Source organism: Flavobacterium sp. P3_A6, assembly GCF_056403035.1.
Genome location: NZ_JBFUGG010000011.1, coordinates 35,891 through 56,734, shown reverse-complemented (window position 1 = coordinate 56,734; position 20,844 = coordinate 35,891). Strand labels below are relative to the sequence as shown.

At 32.9% G+C, this 20,844-nt stretch carries 18 protein-coding genes; 13 read left to right on the top strand and 5 right to left on the bottom strand.

All coding sequences use genetic code 11. The features are described 5' to 3' along the window. The first annotated feature begins 82 nt into the window (after window positions 1-82). Both AC1DVP_RS12490 and AC1DVP_RS12485 read left to right on the top strand, forming a co-directional pair. On the top strand, window positions 83-934 hold the full coding sequence (locus AC1DVP_RS12490) for an N-acetylglucosamine kinase (protein WP_477183803.1): 852 nt from the start codon (window positions 83-85) through the stop codon (window positions 932-934). A gap of 3 nt (window positions 935-937) precedes the next feature. Beyond that, window positions 938-1,312 (top strand): methylglyoxal synthase, encoded by a 375-nt coding sequence (locus AC1DVP_RS12485; protein WP_477183802.1) that lies wholly within the window; start codon window positions 938-940, stop codon window positions 1,310-1,312. Here the strand turns inward: AC1DVP_RS12485 and AC1DVP_RS12480 are convergent. Beyond that, window positions 1,293-1,673, bottom strand: a complete 381-nt coding sequence (locus AC1DVP_RS12480; RefSeq protein ID WP_477183801.1) for a RidA family protein — start codon at window positions 1,671-1,673, stop codon at window positions 1,293-1,295. The two genes, AC1DVP_RS12485 and AC1DVP_RS12480, sit on opposite strands and share 20 nt — an antisense overlap. 202 nt (window positions 1,674-1,875) lie before the next feature. Beyond that, window positions 1,876-4,548, bottom strand: a complete 2,673-nt coding sequence (locus tag AC1DVP_RS12475; RefSeq protein ID WP_477183800.1) for a putative LPS assembly protein LptD — start codon at window positions 4,546-4,548, stop codon at window positions 1,876-1,878. A 181-nt stretch (window positions 4,549-4,729) separates the two neighbouring features. On the opposite strand from AC1DVP_RS12475, the gene AC1DVP_RS12470 reads away from it, so the two are divergent. The 8 genes from AC1DVP_RS12470 to bshA all read left to right on the top strand — a co-directional run bounded on the left by AC1DVP_RS12470 (window position 4,730) and on the right by bshA (window position 12,789). Next, complete coding sequence (locus AC1DVP_RS12470; protein ID WP_477183799.1) at window positions 4,730-5,710, top strand: N-acetylmuramoyl-L-alanine amidase family protein; 981 nt, start codon at window positions 4,730-4,732, stop codon at window positions 5,708-5,710. An 18-nt stretch (window positions 5,711-5,728) separates the two neighbouring features. Then, entirely contained in the window at window positions 5,729-6,877 is a 1,149-nt protein-coding gene (locus AC1DVP_RS12465; protein ID WP_477183798.1) for an N-acetylmuramoyl-L-alanine amidase family protein, read from the top strand. A gap of 53 nt (window positions 6,878-6,930) precedes the next feature. Then, on the top strand, window positions 6,931-7,890 hold the full coding sequence (locus AC1DVP_RS12460) for an MlaD family protein (RefSeq protein WP_477183797.1): 960 nt from the start codon (window positions 6,931-6,933) through the stop codon (window positions 7,888-7,890). Window positions 7,891-7,894: 4 nt separating this feature from the next. Further along, complete coding sequence (locus tag AC1DVP_RS12455) at window positions 7,895-9,226, top strand: 4Fe-4S dicluster domain-containing protein (protein ID WP_477183796.1); 1,332 nt, start codon at window positions 7,895-7,897, stop codon at window positions 9,224-9,226. An 82-nt stretch (window positions 9,227-9,308) separates the two neighbouring features. Further along, complete coding sequence (locus tag AC1DVP_RS12450; RefSeq protein WP_477183795.1) at window positions 9,309-10,100, top strand: (Fe-S)-binding protein; 792 nt, start codon at window positions 9,309-9,311, stop codon at window positions 10,098-10,100. 37 nt (window positions 10,101-10,137) lie between these two features. Further along, window positions 10,138-10,620: an ABC transporter ATPase gene (locus tag AC1DVP_RS12445; protein ID WP_315152086.1), complete on the top strand. Its 483-nt coding sequence runs from the start codon at window positions 10,138-10,140 to the stop codon at window positions 10,618-10,620. An 18-nt stretch (window positions 10,621-10,638) separates the two neighbouring features. Continuing rightward, window positions 10,639-11,253, top strand: a complete 615-nt coding sequence (locus AC1DVP_RS12440) for a phosphatase PAP2 family protein (RefSeq protein WP_477183794.1) — start codon at window positions 10,639-10,641, stop codon at window positions 11,251-11,253. A 402-nt stretch (window positions 11,254-11,655) separates the two neighbouring features. Further along, window positions 11,656-12,789, top strand: a complete 1,134-nt coding sequence (bshA, locus tag AC1DVP_RS12435) for an N-acetyl-alpha-D-glucosaminyl L-malate synthase BshA (RefSeq protein ID WP_477183793.1) — start codon at window positions 11,656-11,658, stop codon at window positions 12,787-12,789. Window positions 12,790-13,025: 236 nt separating this feature from the next. Here the strand turns inward: bshA and AC1DVP_RS12430 are convergent, their stop codons facing one another. Both AC1DVP_RS12430 and AC1DVP_RS12425 read right to left on the bottom strand, forming a co-directional pair. Continuing rightward, window positions 13,026-13,370, bottom strand: coding sequence for a hypothetical protein (locus tag AC1DVP_RS12430; RefSeq protein WP_477183792.1), 345 nt, complete (start codon window positions 13,368-13,370; stop codon window positions 13,026-13,028). A gap of 250 nt (window positions 13,371-13,620) precedes the next feature. Beyond that, the gene (locus AC1DVP_RS12425) at window positions 13,621-14,172 is read right to left on the bottom strand and encodes a hypothetical protein (protein ID WP_477183791.1); all 552 of its coding nucleotides are present in this window, start codon (window positions 14,170-14,172) and stop codon (window positions 13,621-13,623) included. A 474-nt stretch (window positions 14,173-14,646) separates the two neighbouring features. Here AC1DVP_RS12425 and aroC point away from each other — a divergent pair, with 474 nt between their 5' ends. The 3 genes from aroC to AC1DVP_RS12410 all read left to right on the top strand — a co-directional run bounded on the left by aroC (window position 14,647) and on the right by AC1DVP_RS12410 (window position 19,503). Beyond that, on the top strand, window positions 14,647-15,708 hold the full coding sequence (gene aroC / locus AC1DVP_RS12420; protein WP_477183790.1) for a chorismate synthase: 1,062 nt from the start codon (window positions 14,647-14,649) through the stop codon (window positions 15,706-15,708). A 125-nt stretch (window positions 15,709-15,833) separates the two neighbouring features. Beyond that, window positions 15,834-17,090 carry a dicarboxylate/amino acid:cation symporter gene (locus tag AC1DVP_RS12415; RefSeq protein ID WP_477183789.1) on the top strand — a complete coding sequence of 419 codons (1,257 nt, stop codon included), beginning with the start codon at window positions 15,834-15,836 and terminating at the stop codon, window positions 17,088-17,090. A gap of 205 nt (window positions 17,091-17,295) precedes the next feature. Next, window positions 17,296-19,503: a response regulator gene (locus AC1DVP_RS12410; RefSeq protein WP_477183788.1), complete on the top strand. Its 2,208-nt coding sequence runs from the start codon at window positions 17,296-17,298 to the stop codon at window positions 19,501-19,503. 81 nt (window positions 19,504-19,584) lie between these two features. On the opposite strand, the gene AC1DVP_RS12405 is transcribed toward AC1DVP_RS12410, so the two are convergent. Continuing rightward, entirely contained in the window at window positions 19,585-20,835 is a 1,251-nt protein-coding gene (locus AC1DVP_RS12405; RefSeq protein WP_477183787.1) for a DEAD/DEAH box helicase, read from the bottom strand. Window positions 20,836-20,844: the final 9 nt, after the last annotated feature.

The following is a 20,844-nucleotide window of genomic DNA, read 5'->3' as shown; positions in this document are numbered from 1 at the left end:
TGTTTTCTTAGGTATCTTTAAAAAATACTGCTGCAGTTATGGAAAACAAAAAACCATAAACCAATAAAACAAACCAAATAATATGAAATTAATAGTTGACAGTGGTTCTACTAAAGCAGATTGGATTGCGATAGATGATGACGGAAAAGTTATGTTTACCACACAAACATTAGGTTTAAATCCAGAAATTCTAAACGGTGATGAAATTGTTGAACGCTTAAATGACCGTTTTGATATATTACAGAATAAAAAAACTGCTACACACTTATTTTTCTATGGTGCAGGCTGCGGAACAGACAGAATGAAAAGAATGCTTTCTGAAATTTTCAGAGAATATTTTTCGAATGCTATAGTGGTTGTTGAAGAAGATACTTATGCAGCTGTTTTTGCGACTACTCCAAAAGGAGAAAGTGCAATTGTTGGCATTCTTGGCACAGGTTCAAACTGCAGTTACTTTAATGGTGCTGTTTTAGAGCAAAAAGTACAGTCATTAGGTTATATTGCAATGGACGATTGCAGCGGTAATGTTTTTGGAAAAGAGTTAATCAGAAAATACTATTTTAATAAAATGCCAAAAGAATTGGCTGAAGTTTTTGAAAAAGAATATAATTTGGAACCTGATTACATCAAAAATAAATTATACAAAGAGCCAAACCCAAATGCTTATCTTGCCACTTTTGCTAAATTTTTAATTCAGCACAAAGAACATGAATTTTGCCGTAAGATAATATTTAAGGCAATGAAATCTTTTATTAAAAATTATATTAAGCAGTATGAAAACTGTAAGGAAGTGCCAGTGCATTTTGTTGGTTCTATTGCTTTTTATTTAAAAGAAGAATTAGCTGAAATTTTCGAAAAGTATGAACTGCAGTTAGGCAATGTATTAAGAAGACCTATCGATGGTTTAATTGCTTATCACGTAGCAAATAGTTAAGGTATGGAGATCGCAATTATTGCTCATGACGGAAAAAAAGAAGATATTGTAAAATTTCTGATTAAAAATCGTGAAGTGCTGCAACAGGAAAAGATACAGTTTATAGCAACAGGAACTACCGGAGGCAGAGCTGAAGAAGCAGGTTTTAAAACCAGAAGAATGCTTTCGGGTCCGCTAGGAGGTGATGCACAAATCGCCGGAAGGGTTGCCGAGGGTAAAACACAGATGGTTTTATTCTTTAAAGATCCTCTTTCAAGCCACCCACACGAAGCAGATGTTAACATGCTTATACGTGTTTGCGACGTACACAATGTACCGTTAGCAACAAATGAAGCAACAGCGCAATTGTTAATAAATGCTATAGCACTGCAATCATAGAGATTTCTACATTTACATTTTTTGGCAAACATGCCACTTGAACCGTTTCACGAGCTGGAGCGGTTTTTTCATTAAAATACGATCCGTAAACAGTATTGATTTTTCCAAAATCGTTCATATCTGAAATAAAAATGGAAGTCTTTACTACATTTTCAAAAGTCATTCCTGCAGCTTCAAGAACAGCTTTCATATTTTCCATCACTTGTTTCGTTTCCGATTCAATGTTGTCTACCACTAATTCCATTGTAGCGGGATTTAGCGCAATTTGACCAGATGTATATAAAGTATTCCCTTTTAAAACAGCCTGGTTGTATGGGCCAATCGGTGCTGGAGCTTTTTCGGTATAGATTATTGTCTTCATATGAGAATGATTTTTAAATTATATAATATTTCAGAAGCAATCGCATTAGGTATTTTTAGTAAATATGGTTCTTACTCTGTACTTTATTTTTACTTTTTTTAAGAAAAAAACAAATGCAATTACGAGAGCAATTGAGCAATCAGGATTAAAGATAAATATTTGTCATATTTGGAGAATTAGCTACAGCTAAATTAAATGAAGTCTAGAAGTTTTGCTTTCTTTTTTCCCACTTAATATCACTAAGAACGCCTGATTTGATTCCGATATAGAAATTCCAGCTTGTATTTGTTCCAAATGGAGTCCAGTTAAAATCCATTCTCCAGCTCATTAAATCTCTTTCAAAACGCAATTGAGTAAAAGTAACACCTTTTTGAACAAAATCAAAACCTGTAGAAATACCTGCTTTCCATTTTGGAGTTAAATCAGTATTAGCCGAAATCATAATGGAATTTCCAGTTATTTTTTTCTCTCTATTGTTATTTCCATAGGTTAAGGAATAGGCAAATGTCATATCCCAAGGCAGTTTTGATCTAAAGAATTCAGTAACGGCGTCTTCATTTTTATTATCATCGTCAAATTGACTGTTTTTTCTATAGCTTCCCGTATCGATATCTGAACCAAACAAATCATCTTCCCGGCCTCCGTTTCTTGCAGCCTGCGAGTCCTTTTTTTCTTTTTTATCACCTTTGCTGGTTAGAGAGTAATTCATTGTTAAATTTGCGCTTGTCATTCTAAAAAGACTGCCGCCATTATTGATATTGAAGGTATTGATTCTGTTTCCTGAATTATCAATTGCATAAGGATCCAAAGTTGTTCCAAAATTAGCGCTCAGTTTATTGTCAAAAAATTGTGTTCCACCGCTTACTCTTACGGGAGCCCATGCAAGCGTTTTGGCATTTACGTCATAACTGGTAGAAAAATTTAAGTTGTTCAAAAGCATTATTTTTTTTGCTTCGGTTTTGGTAGTATCCTTGTCGGCAACTTTTGCTTCAAAAGTATTGCTAAGGTTGAATCCAATGGAATTAGAACTATTAAGGCCGGGTGATCCATACATACCGCCTTCAAATCGGGTGTAATCTTTTTGCATCCCACCGCTGCCGTCAATTGCATAGGTATCATAATATTTTTCAAAACTCGGAGTGTAACTATGAGAAATTGCAGGTCTCATTACATGTCTGATTGATTTTATTTTTTTATCATCACCAAAATTAAAAGTTCCATAAATTGTCGTTCCTATACTGGTTGATGAAGAATATGTTCTAAAAGCATCAAAACCTTTTACATCGTTAGTAATCACTTTAGCTAATTGATTGTCATAATGTTTTTCGATAGTTTTAAAATACCAAACTTCATCATAGTTTAAAGATGTTGAAACGCTAAAATATTTAAAGACTTTAAAGTTGGTGCTTAAAGGAATGGAATGCTGAAATCCAATATCAGCATTTTGGAACATTTGGGGTTTAAAAAACAGTGAATCAGTTGTAATGAAGCTGTTTTTTCCATTTAAGTTGTACTGCAAATTTACATTCTTGATAAAACCTTTTTTTGCTCCATCATTTTTTGCAAACGGATAAATACGGTCAACGCTAAATTGCAGCGTAGGAAGGGTCATATTAATCACTTTTGTATTTGTATTTTGAGAGTGAGTTGCTGTAAGCGACATTCTGCTTTCTGGTACTGAATGAAATACTGTGCTATATGAGATTGAAGAACTCAATGAGTTGTTTAATGAAGATCCAACATTGACTTGATTGATGGTTTTTTTGAAGTATTCACTGCTTCCTAAATTCACAGAAGCAGAAAATGTTGAGTTTGGATTCGCTTTTGAGTCTTGTGAATGCGACCATTGAATATTGTATATTTTTGTTTTAGAATAATCAGGATATCCTCTTTCACTAATAATATTGTTCTCGAATCTAACATTAAAGTTTCCTTGAAAATGGTATCTGTTCGCATATGATGACTGCATTCCCAATGCATAACTTCCATTGGTGTAGTAATCTCCAACAACGGTTAAATTGTAATGGTCGCTTAGCGCAAAATAATAACCTCCGTTTTGCAGTGAAAAACCTTTGGTATTAGAATCATTATAAGAAGGCAGGATAATTCCCGATACGCTTGTTTCTTTTGATAATGGAAAATAAGCAAAAGGCATGTATATTGGGGTTGGAACTCCAGCAATGACCATGTAGGTAGAACCAGTTATGATTTTTTTACCCGGAATAAATTTTATTTTATTGGTTTGAAAATAATATTCAGGATTATCAACGTCTTTTGCTGTAGTAAATCTAGCGCCTTTAAGAAAGTAAACAGAATCATTTTCTTTTTTGGTAATTGCCGCTTTAACATTAAATTCCCCTTGAGTAGTCCTGGAATTCCAAATTAAAGCTTTTTTTGTTTTGAAATTAAAGCGTATAGAATCTGGTTGTATTTCATTTGACCCTTGTTTGAAATTTGGAAATTGGGTGTAATTGCCAAGAGAATCTTTAATTCGGCCTGCATAGACCTCGTTTTTTTCATAATTTAGGACAATAATACCTGATTTCAATTCAACATCTTGGTAATATAATTCAGCTTTATCATATAAAGTAATGAGCTTTTTCTTTTGCTCAATTTTTGCATAGTCATCAGCTTTGTATTTTACCTGCCCGTTCAGGAAAGCTTTTTTAACTTTAATTGTGTCTAATTTGACAGTATCGGTAGGGGTTTCAGCTTTAGGGTTTTTATCTGACGTATCATTAATAGGTTTCTTAACTTCTTGTTTATTAGCAGGAATAGAAGTCTGTTTCTTTTTTATATCTTGAGAATATAAATTAGAACAACCTAGAGATAGGAAAATTGATAGTAAAACGATATTAAATAAGTTTGTATGCAAAGGTTTAAATGCTATTTTTGTAAAATGAAGACACGAATATATTTGCGCCAAAATTACTATATTTTTCGGCAAAAATAATCAAAACATAAATTTATAATAGAACTCTTGTAATAAAATTAACTATTAGATGGATATATCAAAAAATATAAAAATTGCATTTACATTTTTAATAATGATGTTAATGTCCGATATTTATGGACAGTCCAATGATTTTAAAGTCACATTAGATGCGGGTCACGGAGCGCATGATTTTGGGGCGAATTATAGCGGAAGAGTTGAGAAAAATATTGCATTGGCGATTGTTTTGAAAGTAGGTAAAATTTTGGAATCTTATCCAAAAATAGATGTTATATATACTAGAAAAACTGATGTTTTTATTGATTTGGTAGAGCGTGCTAACATTGCCAATAGAGCTGATTCAAATATTTTTGTTTCAATACATTTAAATGCAAATAAAAACACCGCTGCCGATGGTACCGAAACCTATGTAATGGGTATGAATAAAATTGCATCAAATCTTGAAGCGGCAAAAAAGGAAAATGCCGTAATTACGATGGAGAAAGATTACAAACAAAAATATGAAGGTTATGATCCCAACTCCCCAGAAACAATGATTGGCATGACTTTGATGCAGGAGGAATATTTGGAAAACAGTATTGCATTGGCAAGTAAAGTTGAAGATGAATTTGCCAAAATAGGTAAGAAATTAAGACATGGAGGTGTGAAACAAGCTCCTTTCATGGTTTTGCACAAAGCTTATATGCCTAGGGTTTTAATTGAGACAGGATTTATTTCTAATCCTACAGAAGGTGAATTGTTAAATTCTGAGGATGGACAAAATGATATTGCCAGAGCTATTGCTAATGCCATAATCAGTTATAAATATGAATATTTTGGTGATGGAGGAGCAGAAACCTTAGGCGAAAAACCTTCTCAAATACTCAAAGAGAATCCTGTAAAAGATTCTGAAACTCCAAAGGAAACTAAGAACTTAATTAAAAAAGATACTCTGGGTTCAATTTATAAAATACAGCTTTTTGGCAGTAAAAATAAATTGGCGATGGAGCCAATAAATTTTATGGGATTGCAAAATGTCTCGCTCGTTTTTGAAGATGGCACCAATAAATGCATTTATGGTAAAACTTATGATGAAGTCTTATAATTATTAACTTTTAAAATTATGTTTTCAAAAAATGAATTTAAGATCACTATAACTTTATTTTTTACAATCTTTAGTTTATCATTTCCAAGCTTTGCACAATCGACTTCAAAATTCAAAGTTGTTTTGGATGCGGGTCATGGCGGCAAAGATCCTGGAGCAAGGTCAAAATCTAATAGCTATAAAGAAAAAGATATAACCTTGGCCGTTACATTAAAAGTTGGTAAAATATTAGAACAAAATCCGAGTATTGATTTGATACATACTCGCAAAACTGATGAGTTCATTGAACTTAGAGAAAGAGCAAAAATTGCGAATCGCGCTAATGCAAATTTATTTGTCTCCATTCATTGCAACTCAAACAAAAGTGCAGCGCCAAATGGAAGCGAGACTTATGTAATGGGGATGTCAAGATCAAATATGAATTTTGAAGTTTCAAAAGCAGAAAACTCCGTAATCTTTTTAGAAGATAATTACAAGAAAGCATATAAGGGTTTTGACCCAAATAACCCAGAAACATTAATTGGGTTGAAAATGGTGCAAGAAAATAATTTAACGAGCAGTATTGGTTTTGCAAATAAGATACAGAAGAATTTTTCAAATTCTTCTGGGATAAAATCAAGAGGAATAAAACAAGAACCTCTATGGGTTTTGGACGCATCTGTTATGCCTGGAGTCTTAATTGAGATTGGTTTTATTTCTAGTCCGATTGATATATCTTTTCTAGAATCCGAAAATGGCCAAAATGATATTGCCAAAGCTATTGCAGATGCTATAGTAAGTTATAAAAATGAAAATTTTGAAGATAGGGGAATGGGAAATTTTGACATAAAATCTTCACAAATACTTAGCGGTAATCTTGTTAAAAATACTGAAAACCAGTCGATTGATAAAGTGGTTGTTAAAAAGGACACTCTAGGTTCAATTTTCAAAATCCAATTTGCAGCCAGTAAGAATAAATTAGCCTTACAGTCTAAAAATTTTAAAGGACTAAAAAATGTGTCTTCAGTATATGAAGATAATGTTTATAAATACTTTTATGGAGAAACTTCCGACTATGAAAATGCCAAAAATCAATTGAAAATAGTGAAATCCAAAGGATATGATTCAGCTTTTTTAATTGCATTCAAAAACGGAAAAAAAATAAGCATTCAAGAAGCAATCAAATAATTATTAGTTCGAATATTTTATATTAAATTTACCCATTAAAAAAAACAAAAATTTTGAAAATTACAAGAGAAATAAAGACTGCTATTTTAGTTATAACATCAATTTTATTATTCATTTGGGGATACAGTTATTTAAAAGGAAAAGACCTTTTTAATAGTTACAAAACTTTTTATTCAGAATATAAAAATGTAGAGGGACTTGCACCATCAGCTCCTGTAACTATAAATGGACTTATTATTGGGAAAGTAAAAAGAATATCAATAACTGAAAAAGGCACTTTATTGGTCGAATTACAAGTAAATACAGATTTTCCAATATCTAAATCAAGTACAATAGCTATTTATGACGCTAGTCTAATTGGCGGTAAGCAATTAGCTATTCGTCCTGATTATACAGATAAAAATATTGCTGAGAATGGTGATTATCTAAAAGGTGTTATTCAATCGGGTTTGATGGACTCACTAGGCGACAAAGTTAGTCCAGTTATGGCTAAAGTTGAAAAATTAATGACTAGCGCTGATCAGTTAATTGTTAGTTTCAATGAAGTTTTAGATACCAAAGGCAAAGCGGACTTAAAAAAGAGCTTAGCGGAACTTAGTGCAACTATAGAGCAATTCCATAAAGCCGCATCGAATGCAAATGTAATTTTAGAAGAAAATAAAGGAGAGCTGAAAGGAGTAGTTTCTAATTTTAATAAAGTTTCGGATAATTTTGTAAAGATTTCAGATTCTTTGAATAAAGCAGATTTAGGTCTTACCGTTAGGAATTTGAATGCAACACTGACTAAGGTTGATGGCATAATGAAAGGCATAGAGTCTGGTAAAGGCACAATGGGTAAATTAATGAAAGATGATGCCTTATATGGAAATTTAGCAAAAACTTCAAGAGAATTGGAGCTGCTTTTGCAGGATGTAAGACTGAACCCAACCCGTTATGTAAATGTTTCTGTTTTTGGCAAAAAAAATAAGCCGTATGCTGCTCCAAACGATTCTATAACAAAAGTAAAAAACTAATTTCATGACTTATCTTAGTAATGTTTTATTTGCCATTGTATTGATTATTGGATTCGGATATTTTTATTTGAATGTCAAAAAAATCATTAGAAATATTAATCTTGGCATTGCAGTTAATCGTACTGATAATGCAAAAGCAAGATGGAGAAATATGGCTATGATTGCGCTTGGACAATCCAAAATGGTAAAGCGTCCCATTGCTGGAATACTGCATATTATAGTGTATGTTGGTTTTATTATTATCAACATTGAATTATTGGAAATTATCATTGACGGTTTATTTGGAACTCATAGAATTTTTGCTCCTATCGGAGTTGTTTATGATGTATTAATTGGCTCTTTTGAAATTCTAGCCATTTTGGTTCTATTTTCTGTAACAGTATTTTTGATAAGAAGAAATGTTATTAAGCTGAAAAGATTTATTCATTCGGATTTAAAAGGCTGGCCAAAAGGTGACGCCAATTACATTTTATATTTTGAAATTACTTTAATGATTTTGTTTTTATTGATGAATGCTTCCGATCTGCATCTGCAAAATGTGCCTGGAGGTTTTTCTCATTTTATAAAAGCAGGATCTTTTCCAATAAGTCAATTTATAGCTCCAGTTTTTAATGGAATGTCTAATGAGCTGGTGATGCTGCTTAATGAAGGTTTTTGGTGGCTTCACATTGTTGGAATTTTGGTTTTCATGAATTATTTATATTTTTCAAAACACCTTCATATTTTATTGGCTTTCCCAAACACTTATTTTGCCAATTTAAATCCGCAAGGACAATTTGATAATTTAGCTTCTGTAACTGCCGAAGTTAAACTAATGATGGATCCAAATGCAGATCCATTTGCGGCAGCTCCAGTTTCAGAAAATGAAGCTCCAAGTAAGTTTGGAGCCAGTGATATTCAAGATTTAAATTGGGTTCAATTATTGAATGCCTACACCTGTACAGAATGTGGCCGTTGTACTTCATCCTGTCCGGCAAATCAAACTGGCAAAAAATTGTCTCCGCGTAAAATTATGATGGATACTAGAGACAGAATTGAAGAAGTCGGTAGAAATATAGATGCAAACAAAGGTGTTTTTGTACCAGATAATAAAACTTTATTAAATGATTATATTACTCCAGAGGAATTGTGGGCTTGTACTTCGTGTAATGCATGTGTAGAGGAATGTCCTGTAAACATTAGCCCGCTTTCAATTATTATGGATATGAGACGTTATCTTGTAATGGAACAAAGTGCTGCTCCAATGCCTATAAATGCCATGATGACTAATATTGAAAATAATGGCGCTCCTTGGCAATACAGCCAGCAAGACCGTTTGAATTGGAAAAATGAATAATAGTTTAACTGTTTAATTAGTAAATCGTTTAACTGATTTGCCGATTCAACAAATAAACAAATCAACGATTAAACAAAAAGAAATGTCAGAAAATTTAATAGTGCCGACAATGGCCGAAATGCTAGCCCAAGGAAAACAGCCAGAAGTTTTATTTTGGGTAGGTTGTGCAGGAAGTTTTGACGATAGAGCAAAAAAAATAACCAAAGCATTTGTCCGAATATTGAATCGTGCCAATGTTTCTTTTGCAGTTCTTGGTACCGAAGAAAGCTGTACTGGAGATCCTGCAAAAAGAGCAGGAAATGAGTTTTTGTTTCAAATGCAGGCCATGATGAATATCGAAGTGCTAAATGCCTACGAAGCTAAAAAAATTGTTACTGCCTGCCCGCATTGTTTCAATACTCTGAAAAATGAATATCCGGAACTTGGTGGTCATTATGAAGTAGTGCACCATACTGAATTCCTTAAATCATTATTAGATTCTGGCCGATTAACGATTGAAGGCGGGCAATTTAAAGGGAAACGAATTGCTTTTCACGATCCTTGTTATTTAGGCAGAGCCAATAATGTATATGAAGCACCAAGAGATTTAATTCAAAAATTGGATGCTGAATTGATTGAAATGAAGCGATCAAAGGCTAATGGATTGTGTTGTGGAGCTGGGGGCGCGCAAATGTTTAAAGATGCCGAACCAGGTAATAAAGAAATTAATATAGAAAGAACAGAAGATGCTCTTGAGACGCAACCAAACATTATCGCGGCGGGCTGTCCTTTTTGTAACACAATGTTAACTGACGGCGTTAAAAATAAAGAAAGAGAAGATGACGTTAAAGTAATGGATATTGCTGAATTAATTGCTAATGCCCAGGATTTGTAATTTTCAAGTCTTAAATTAAAATTTTAAATTAAAAAACATGTACGTTCCTTTTGAAAATTTACCCGGAGAATCTAAAATTTGGATTTATCAATCGAATAGAAAATTTTCGGATGCCGAGTTTTCTGAAATTGAAACTGACCTGCAATCCTTTCTTAACGAATGGGCTGCACACGGGACCAGTCTTGAATCTTCTTATTTATTGAAGTATAACCGTTTTATTATTATAGCAGTAAATCAGGAAGTGCAAGCGGCAACAGGCTGTTCTATTGATTCTTCAGTAGAATTTATTCAAAGCTTGGAAAAAAAATATAATGTTGATCTATTGGATAAAATGAATGTAACTTTCAAGCTTGGAGATCACATTGCACACAAACCATTGATTGATTTTAAAAAAATGGTTAAAGATAAAGCCGTTACCGAAAACACAATTGTTTTTAATAATCTGGTTAACAATATTGAAGAGTTTAACGAATCTTGGGAAGTTCCTGCTTTGGACAGCTGGCATAGCCGTTTTTTTTAATTCAATAAAAGACGAAATATGTCAAAATTTATTTTCTTCTCTATATTCTTTTTTTGTTTTTCAATTTCAAATGCCCAAAATTCGGATATTGATCTTTTAAAAAAAATAAATCTAAACAGGAATACCAGCCTTGAATCAACAATGGTTGGGATTACCAATAGTGCCATGCCTGTCAGTGTTGGCACTCCAATAATTATTTATGCGGTTGGATTGATAGAAAAAGATAGTACCACAAAGAAAAAGGCAATTTTTATTGGCGAATCTTTAGCCGCTTCGGCATTTATTTCTTTGGCTTTAAAAAGCATCACCAAGAGGGATAGACCTTATGAAACGTATCCTGAAATAGAGAATGTTACTTTAGAATCTAGCTATTCTTTTCCTTCAGCTCATACTTCTTCTGCGTTTTCAACAGCAACCTCACTGAGTATGGCATATCCGAAATGGTATGTTATTGCTCCGTCTTTCTTATGGGCTGGTGCAGTTGGCTATTCCCGTATGTACTTGGGCGTACATTATCCGACAGATGTTTTAGCAGGCGCCATTGTAGGTAGTGGTTCAGCTTTTCTATGTTATAAATTGAATAAATGGATTAATAAAAAAAGAGCTCCTCACCAAAAAAAGCTCTGGGAGTAACTTCTGTTTATTTGATATTTCTTAAAGTAAACAGCATTTTGATTTACTTAGTTACTTGATTTATGTTTGTGCGTGCGTGCCCCACCGTAAAAAACTCCGGGCCGGGTTTTACGTTCCCGCTTTTTTATATTTGGTCTCGTTTTTTAAACGAGACCAAATATAAAAAGAGCTCCACTGCAACCCCTCATGCAAAAAAGGAATAAATTAATACTGTTTGGCATTTGAAACTAAGCTTGAAAAATGTTAAAATTTAACTTTTTTTTCGTAAAAAACCCCGTCTAATCTCCTTACTTTCGTTACACTAAAAAGTCATATAGGAAAAGAGCATAACCTTAATGCAGTACTGCATCGATGGTAATCTGTAAATCATATATGACAACCAAAAAACAATTAGAAAAGCATATGAGAATAGCAATTGTCTGTTATCCTACTTTTGGCGGAAGTGGTGTAGTTGCAACAGAATTAGGTTTAGAATTAGCTAGAAGAGGACACGAAATTCATTTCATAACCTATAGTCAGCCGGTGAGATTGGCATTGTTAAATCCGAATGTTCATTATCATGAAGTAATCGTTCCAGAATATCCGCTTTTTCATTTTCAGCCTTATGAACTGGCTTTGTCAAGCAAACTGGTGGATATGGTAAAATTATACAAAATAGAATTATTGCATGTTCATTATGCCATTCCGCATGCTTATGCGGGCTATATGGCTAAACAAATGCTCAAAGACGAAGGAATTGATATTCCTATGGTAACTACACTTCACGGAACCGATATTACTTTGGTAGGGAATCATCCTTTTTACAAGCCTGCAGTTACTTTTAGCATTAATAAATCGGATTATGTGACTTCAGTTTCTCAAAGTCTGAAAGATGACACTTTAAAATTATTCAATATAAAAAATAAGATTCAGGTCATTCCAAATTTTATTGAATTAAATAAAAATGAATATGATCCTGCAATTCCCTGCAGCCGTTCGGTGATGGCCAATGATAATGAAAGAATCATTACGCATATCAGTAATTTTAGAAAAGTAAAGCGAATTCCTGATATCATTAAAATATTCTATAAAATTCAAAAAGAAATTCCAGCCAAATTAATGATGGTAGGAGATGGTCCCGAAAAAGAAAAGGCCGAAAAGATGTGCAGAAAATATGGTATTCAGGATAAAGTGATTTTTTTTGGGAACAGCAATGAAATTGACCGGATTTTATGCCTCACAGATTTGTTTCTTTTGCCCTCGGAAACCGAAAGTTTTGGTTTGGCCGCACTTGAAGCAATGGCTTGCGGAGTTCCCGTAATATCAAGTAATTCGGGAGGTTTACCTGAAGTAAATAATGATGGTGTTTCGGGTTATTTGAGTGATGTTGGAGATGTCAATGAAATGGCCAAAAATGCATTGAAAATTTTAATTGACGATAGTGTTCTTAGAGAATTTAAAAAGAATGCACTGCATGTTGCAGAGCAATTTGATATTAAAAATATTCTGCCAATCTATGAGGAACTATATCTTAAAGCAATTAATAAATACAAATAAACGAAAAAGGTATTATATAAAAAATCCATTCGCATAACGAATGGATTTTTTATTGTGTTTTGGATTGAGAATGGTCTTATATCTTAATATTAGATTGGGTTTGGGACTAAATTTATCCTATTATTAGAATTTGCTACCCGAGATAGCGAACAGGCAAAGTAAATCATCCCAAATACAAAACCAACTTCCCATTAAGGCAATTGCCCAAATCCGTTGTTGTAGCTGTTATGGCACGTTTATTTGTACGCATAAATTCGATAATAGTTATCTGTTAATTCATCATTAAATTCACCAAGCATTTGAATTTGTTCCTTTATCTTCAATATATCCTGTACTACTTCAGCATCGTAAGGAAAACTTATCCATTCGATTTCTTTGTAAACTGTCCAGCCGGGAACGATTGGATTAGTTAACATTCCTTCCATTGAGTTTGAGTAAAAATCTAAATCGTATTGTTCATCTCCAGTTATGTTCAATAATCTGATTTCATCATCATATATAAGCTTAACAGTACACTTTTTGATAACGTCGAAATTTTCAACAATTTTTCGAATTAACTTTACCCACTTGGAATTATTCATAAAGCTTCCTGTGTACTTTTCAAGTATTATTTTTTGAATTTTTTCAGATGTTATATTTTCCGTTTTCATTTTAAAAACATCATTTTTACCGTTTTTTGCTGTAAATGAAACATAACGTTAGCTCGCTAACCAAAGTGGCGTAAAAGCGGACTTAGTTCTCTCTGCTAAAGATAATGTTTCTTCGTGAAAACCGAACGTTCAAGTCAGAAAAATCCAGCTATTTTGGTTAGTGAGGGTTAGTAGACGTTACTTACTTCTCTTCAATCTCCCACATATTTTCACGCCATATGGAAACTGCATCTATCACGTCATTGAAGTTCCAAGAGTCAGATAACTTTGTAAATCCTGTAAATACAGGTGAATTAGAACCAACTTCGTGAAAATATTTATCATTTTGCTCATCATAAAAATACTTATATTCAATACCTAAATCATTTAAAGTATTTGAAGTGTATTTATGTAAGACAGATGGTAAATCTCTATGTTTATAATAATTCGCAATAGAAACTATGAGTTGAATTTTTGTTGATTGTGTATTCTCAATTTTTGTACCGAGTGAATATTTTAAATGTATTTTTTCTAATTCTGGATATAAATCAGATATACTACTATTAATATAGTTTTGTAAAATGATAAAGACCGTGCCTACAAAATGTTCTGTGTCGTCAGCATATAGGATATCCCAGTATTCATTACCTTGGATTTTAACAGATTCTACAATTTCATTTAACTGTAATTGAAAAGGTTCAATAAGTTTTTTTACGATATTAATTCTACTATCAATTCTATAAATATGTGGCATTATTCATTTCTTTAAATATTTGCCACTTTAATATTTTTGTGGCGCTCGGTAATGTTTACTAGCTCGTTTTTAGATCTGACAAAATCAGATCTATCCACCTAAATATGGTTAGCTTTGTCTGATAAGTGTCCCGATTTCTTTATTTTCAAATATAGATAATAATAATTACAATCTTACAAGTATTCGGCTCATGAGATTACTTCACAATACATTTATTTCCATAGGAGTTCAATGAACTTTGTTTGCAACGGAAAGCGGTATGATACTTGCTGAAAATACCTTGTCTTTCTGTTCTAAAAATAATAATCAGGTTTAAGTTATAAAGGATAATTTATAAATTTAAGAACTTATTATTCGCTTACATTAAAACCAATGAAATTTGCAACAATATTATATGTGCTTTATCTGAAATATTACTAATTTATAATTTTTAGTTTAATTCATAAAACTTACATTTGCCTAAAATTTTATACAATGGCAGGAAATAGTTACGGAACACTATATAGAGTAACCACTTTTGGAGAATCCCATGGAGAAGCTTTGGGCGGTATTATTGATGGTTGTCCATCAGGAATTCAGCTGGATCTGGAGGCAATTCAATTTGAAATGTCGAGAAGAAAGCCAGGTCAGTCTGCGATAGTTACACAGCGTAAAGAACCAGATGATGTACAGTTTTTATCTGGAATTTTTGAAGGCAGAACCACAGGTACGCCAATTGGTTTTATTATTCCGAATACCAATCAAAAATCAGACGATTATTCACATATTAAAGATAATTACAGACCAAGTCATGCTGATTATGTTTATGATAAAAAATATGGTTTCCGCGATTACAGAGGCGGTGGCCGAAGCTCTGCACGTGAAACTGCAAGCAGAGTTGTAGCAGGTGCGATTGCAAAGCAAATGCTGCCTGAAATAAAGTTCAATGCTTATGTTTCCTCTGTAGGGCCAATTTTTCTTGAAAAACCTTATCAGGAATTGGATTTTTCTAAAATAGAAAGTAATCCAGTTCGCTGTCCAGACGAAGAATCTGCTGCAGTTATGGAAGAATATATTCGTCAGATTCGTAAAGAAGGAGACACAGTAGGAGGGACAGTTACCTGCGTGATTCAAAATGTGCCTATTGGTTTAGGAGAGCCTGTATTTGATAAACTGCATGCCGAATTAGGAAAAGCTATGCTTTCTATCAATGCTGTAAAAGGTTTTGAATTTGGAAGCGGTTTTGAAGGTGTTAAAATGAAAGGTAGCGAGCACAATGATTTGTACAATCCTGACGGAACTACCAAAACTAATCTTTCCGGAGGAATCCAAGGCGGTATAAGCAACGGGATGGATATTTATTTCCGAGTAGCTTTCAAGCCGGTGGCGACTATAATGCAAAAACAGGAATCGCTGGATAACAAAGGGAATATTACTGAGATGGTTGGAAAAGGACGTCACGATCCTTGTGTTGTGCCAAGAGCAGTTCCTATCGTGGAAGCTATGGCAGCTATAGTTTTGGCAGATTTCTTTCTTTTGAATAAAACATATTTGTAACTGAAAATGATTTCAAAACAAATATTCCTTCTGACAGCTTTATAAAATGATGATGTTTTAAGAAGAAAAATATATTCAGTATTTTGACGAGCTAAATATTGAAAATCAACCTTGAATTTAATTAAATGAATACGCCTGAAACTAAAAAAACATCATTTTTTAAAGGATTAACTGGTCAGATACTTATTGCAATGCTCTTAGGAGCCGTGTTAGGCATCATAATTCATAACTCTGCTGTAGTAGAAACTGCGCAAGAATTTAGTGCCAAAATAAAAATGTTAGCTACTATTTTTATTAGGTTAGTGCAAATGATTATTGCACCATTAGTCTTTACAACTTTGGTGGTTGGAATTGCAAAATTGGGTGACATAAAAGCAGTTGGCAGAATTGGCGGAAAAGCCTTGGGATGGTTTTTTACGGCTTCTTTTTTTTCATTGTTAATCGGAATGCTGTATGTGAATTTATTACAGCCAGGTGTTGGATTAAATTTGTCCAATATAGATTTAGCAAGTGTTTCGGATGTAACTGCAAAAACGCAGAGTTTATCTTTTGATAATTTTATAGAGCATATCGTTCCCAAAAGCCTTTTTGAGGCATTGGCTACTAATGAAATTTTACAAATTGTAATATTTTCTATATTCTTTGGATTGGCGGCGGCTTCATTGGGCGAATATGCAAAACCGGTTATAGACTTTTTGGACAGATCTTCACATATCGTTTTAAAAATGGTAAACTATGTAATGAAATTTGCGCCAATAGGAGTTTTTGGAGCAATTGCCGGAGTATTCGCTGTCAGAGATTTTCAGGAATTAGCCATTACATATTTCAAATTTTTCGGTTCTTTTCTTATAGGTATCGGCACTTTATGGTTAGTGCTTATTGCTATTGGATTCATTTTTCTGGGCAATAGAATGAAAACATTGTTAAAGCATATCATAGGTCCATTGATTATAGCATTTGGAACTACAAGTTCAGAGGCAGTTTTTCCTAAACTTACCGAGGAATTAGAGCGGTTTGGAGTAAAAGATAAAATAGTTTCTTTTATGTTGCCTTTGGGGTACTCTTTTAATTTGGACGGGAGTATGATGTATATGACTTTTGCCGGTATTTTTATTGCTCAAGCTTATGGTGTTCATCTTGATTATCCAACTCAATTTACAATGCTTTTTGTTTTAATGTTAACCAGTAAGGGTATTGCAGGAGTCCCTAGAGCGAGTTTGGTGGTTGTAGCAGCAACTTGCGGTATGTTTAAAATTCCAATTGAAGGCATTGCATTAATATTGCCTATAGATCACTTTTGTGATATGTTCAGAAGCGCCACAAATGTTTTAGGAAACGCTCTGGCAACATCAGTAGTGGATAAATGGGAAGAAGAAAAGTAAAATATTAAAGATAAAATAGATGTGTTTTATTTTGAACGGCCAGCTTAAAAGTTGAAGTTTAAAATAGAAAAGAAAAAAGCAGTTACCTATTAAAAAGTAACTGCTTTTTTTATTTTTGTAAGAAAAATACATCTTTAAAAGATTCTTAGTATAAATGGCATAAAATTATATATTTTGGTGTACTTTTGGGGAAACAACATCTATTATGCCCCCAATAAGGATAGTTTTATTAATTATTTTTTGGTTTAATTTTTTAGGGACAACTTTATTCGGACAGACTCAACTGCCTTCTAAAAAAGAAATCAATAAATTAATTCGATCTGCGACAAAGCTTAGGGAATCTGGAGATTTTGAAAAATCTTTACTGATTTCAAGATTAGCTTTGCGTCAAGCTATATACATAAAAGATAATGTTCTTATTGCAAAAAATTATAATAATGTTGCTGCCAATTTTAATGCTTTGGCAGAATTTGATAAAGCTATTTTTTACTACGATAAGGCTTTAAGTTATGCTAATCTAACTCAGGATGATACAATAAAACAAAGGGTTAATAATAATCTGGGGAATATGTATTGTTTTGAAAAAAAGAAGTACGATAAAGGCGTTTTTTATTATCGGAAAGCAATTGAACACAGCAAAAATATTTCAGATTCCTCTCAAATGGCTTTTACTAATCTTAACTTAACTTGGGCACTTTTTGATATTGGCAAGTTTCAAAAGGGGGAAGAAAGTTTAAAGCAGATTAATCTTTATTATAAGAAGCATAAAAAAGATTATGTGGTTGTTGTGCTTAATATGCTTAATGGCATGTATTCCAATTTTAAAAATGATGATGCAAAGGCTGATTTTTATTTTAAAGAAGCAATTCGGCTTGGAAAGGAGCTGGATGAAAAATCAGATTTGTCTTTTTCGCATTTAGAATACTCTAAGCTTTTATTAAAATTAAAAAAATATAAAGAAGCTTATGAGAATCTGCAAATCTATACACGTCTTAATGATGAAATTTATGCAGAAGAAAAATTAGAAAAAGCAAATATTGAAGGGGTTAATTTTCAGTTAGATGAGTATAAGAGAACCATTGATAAAATTGAAAATGAAAAAGATTTACAGTTTCAAAGCTTAAAAAAATCAAGAATTATTGTTTTACTTTTTATTATTGCCATTTTTGTTTTACTGCTTTTCCTGAATTCATTAATTAAAAACAACAGATTCAGATTAAAATCAAATGCCGATTTAATGCTTGCAAATCAAGAGCTGGTTGTTGCTAATAAAAAAGCACAAGAATCAGCTTTGTTAAAGACACAGTTTATTTCGACAATAAGCCATGAATTACGAACTCCTTTATATGGAGTAGTTGGTATTGCTGATCTGCTTTTAGAAGAGCATCAAGAGCTTTCTAAAAGCCCGCACTTAAATTCCCTGAAATTTTCTGCACGCTACTTACTGTCATTAGTAAATGATATTCTGCAGATTAATAAAATTGAAGAAAATAAAATCATTTTGGATAAATTGACGTTTAACCTCATGGATGAATTTCTTACAATTAAAAATTCGTTATCATTCATTGCCAAAAAAAATAATAATAAAATATTTATAGAGATAGATCCGTTAATTCCAGAGAGCTTAATTGGCGATAAACTTAGATTTGCGCAAATTATGATGAATTTGGTGAGCAATGCTTTAAAATTTACTAAAAATGGTAATATTGAAATAATTGCCAGACAAATTGAGGTTAAAGACGAAATACATACTATTGAGTTTAAGATAAAAGATAACGGAGTTGGTATTGCGGCTTTAGATCAAGATAAAATTTTTGATAAATTTGTTCAGGTAGGCAGGAAAGAACTTGATTATCAGGGTACAGGTTTGGGATTGTCTATTGTAAAAAGACTGTTAGAACTTTTTGGCAGCAATATCTTCGTCGAAAGTGAATTGGGAAAAGGTACTGTCTTTACTTTTTGTATTGATTTTGAATATAATTCTATGAAAACTAATGAAATAATAAATAACATACAGGTGGATCTGAGTTCTAATCATGCATTCAAAGTGCTTGTGGTTGAGGATAATCATATTAATCAGCTGATTACTAAAAAAATTATTGAGAAAAATAATTATTCCTGTATAGTAGTGGAAGATGGTTTTAAGGCTTTGGAAATTTTAGCGGAGGAAGAGTTTGATGTTATTTTGATGGATATCAATATGCCTTTAATGAATGGTTTTGAAACTACAAGGAGAATAAGGCTGGAAGGAGTTGATACGCCTATAATTGCGTTGACAGCTTTTGATAAAAATGAAATAACGGATGAAGCAATAATGGCAGGAATCAATGATATTATTGTTAAGCCATTTGAATCGATTCAATTGTTTAAAGTGATGAATAGCCTTATTTTAAAGGCCAAAAACCTTGTTTAATTCAGGTATGTCATAAAAAAAACATCTTTTAAGCTATTAAAAGATGTTTTTTAAATATTTGGATGTATTATTTATGGCTTCTTAGTACCAGCGTTTTTTATTTTGTTTTGAAGCATTCGATTTTCTGGATTTGTGAGCACCTCCGCTTCGATTTGAATTTTTAGGCGGAATGTTATCAGCCATCGGATTTCCAGAATGCCACGGATAGGGATGATTATCTATGGTTTCAACATTTACTTTTATAAGTTTCTGAATATCTTTCCAGTAATCTTTTTCGTCTTTACTGCAAAAAGAAATTGCAATTCCGCCATTTCCGGCACGGCCTGTTCGTCCAATTCGGTGAACATACGTTTCGGGGATATTGGGCAAATCAAAATTGATTACAAAAGGCAATTGATCGATATCTATACCGCGGGCAGCAATATCTGTTGCTACAAGAACACCAACTTCCTTGTTTTTAAACGCATCCAGCACACGCTGTCTTGCATTTTGCGATTTATCTCCATGTATGGCTTCTGCTGGAATATCTTTTTTTCTTAATGCTTTTACAACATTGTCAGCGCCATGTTTTGTTCTTGAAAAAACAAGGACATTTGATAAGTTTTCATTTTTTATCAAATGATAAAGTAAATTTCTTTTTTCTGTTTTCTCAACAAAATAAACGCGCTGTTCTACATTTTCAGCTGTAGATGAAACAGGAGATACAGTAACAGTTTCGGGATCTGTCAGAAACATTTCGGCTAATTCTCTTATGGCGATTGGCATTGTTGCAGAAAAGAAAAGGGTCTGCCTGTTTTTTGGCGTCAATTTTACAATTTTTTTGACATCATTAACAAAACCCATATCCAGCATCTGATCAGCTTCATCTAATACCAAAGTGTGTAAATGATTCAGATCTATAAAACCTTGCTTATGCAGGTCTAATAAGCGTCCTGGTGTTGCTATTACGATATCAACTCCATTTTTTAAAGCATCTACTTGTGGATTTTGCGATACGCCTCCAAAAAGCGTTAATTGGGTCAGATTGGTGTATTTTCCATAAGTGTCGAAACTTTGTCCAATTTGAACAGCTAATTCTCTTGTAGGAGTGACAACAAGCGCTCGAATTACTTTTGCTTTTTTAGTAGAACCTACGATTCGGTGCAATTGATGTATAATTGGAATGGCAAATGCTGCCGTTTTTCCGGTTCCTGTTTGAGCACATCCTACCAAATCTTTTCCAGCCAAAACAACTGGTATAGATTGTTTCTGAATAGGAGTTGCGTGTGTATAGCCTTCTTCAAATACGGCTTTTTGTATACTTTTTGAAAGTGATAAATCTTCGAATAACATATTTTTGAT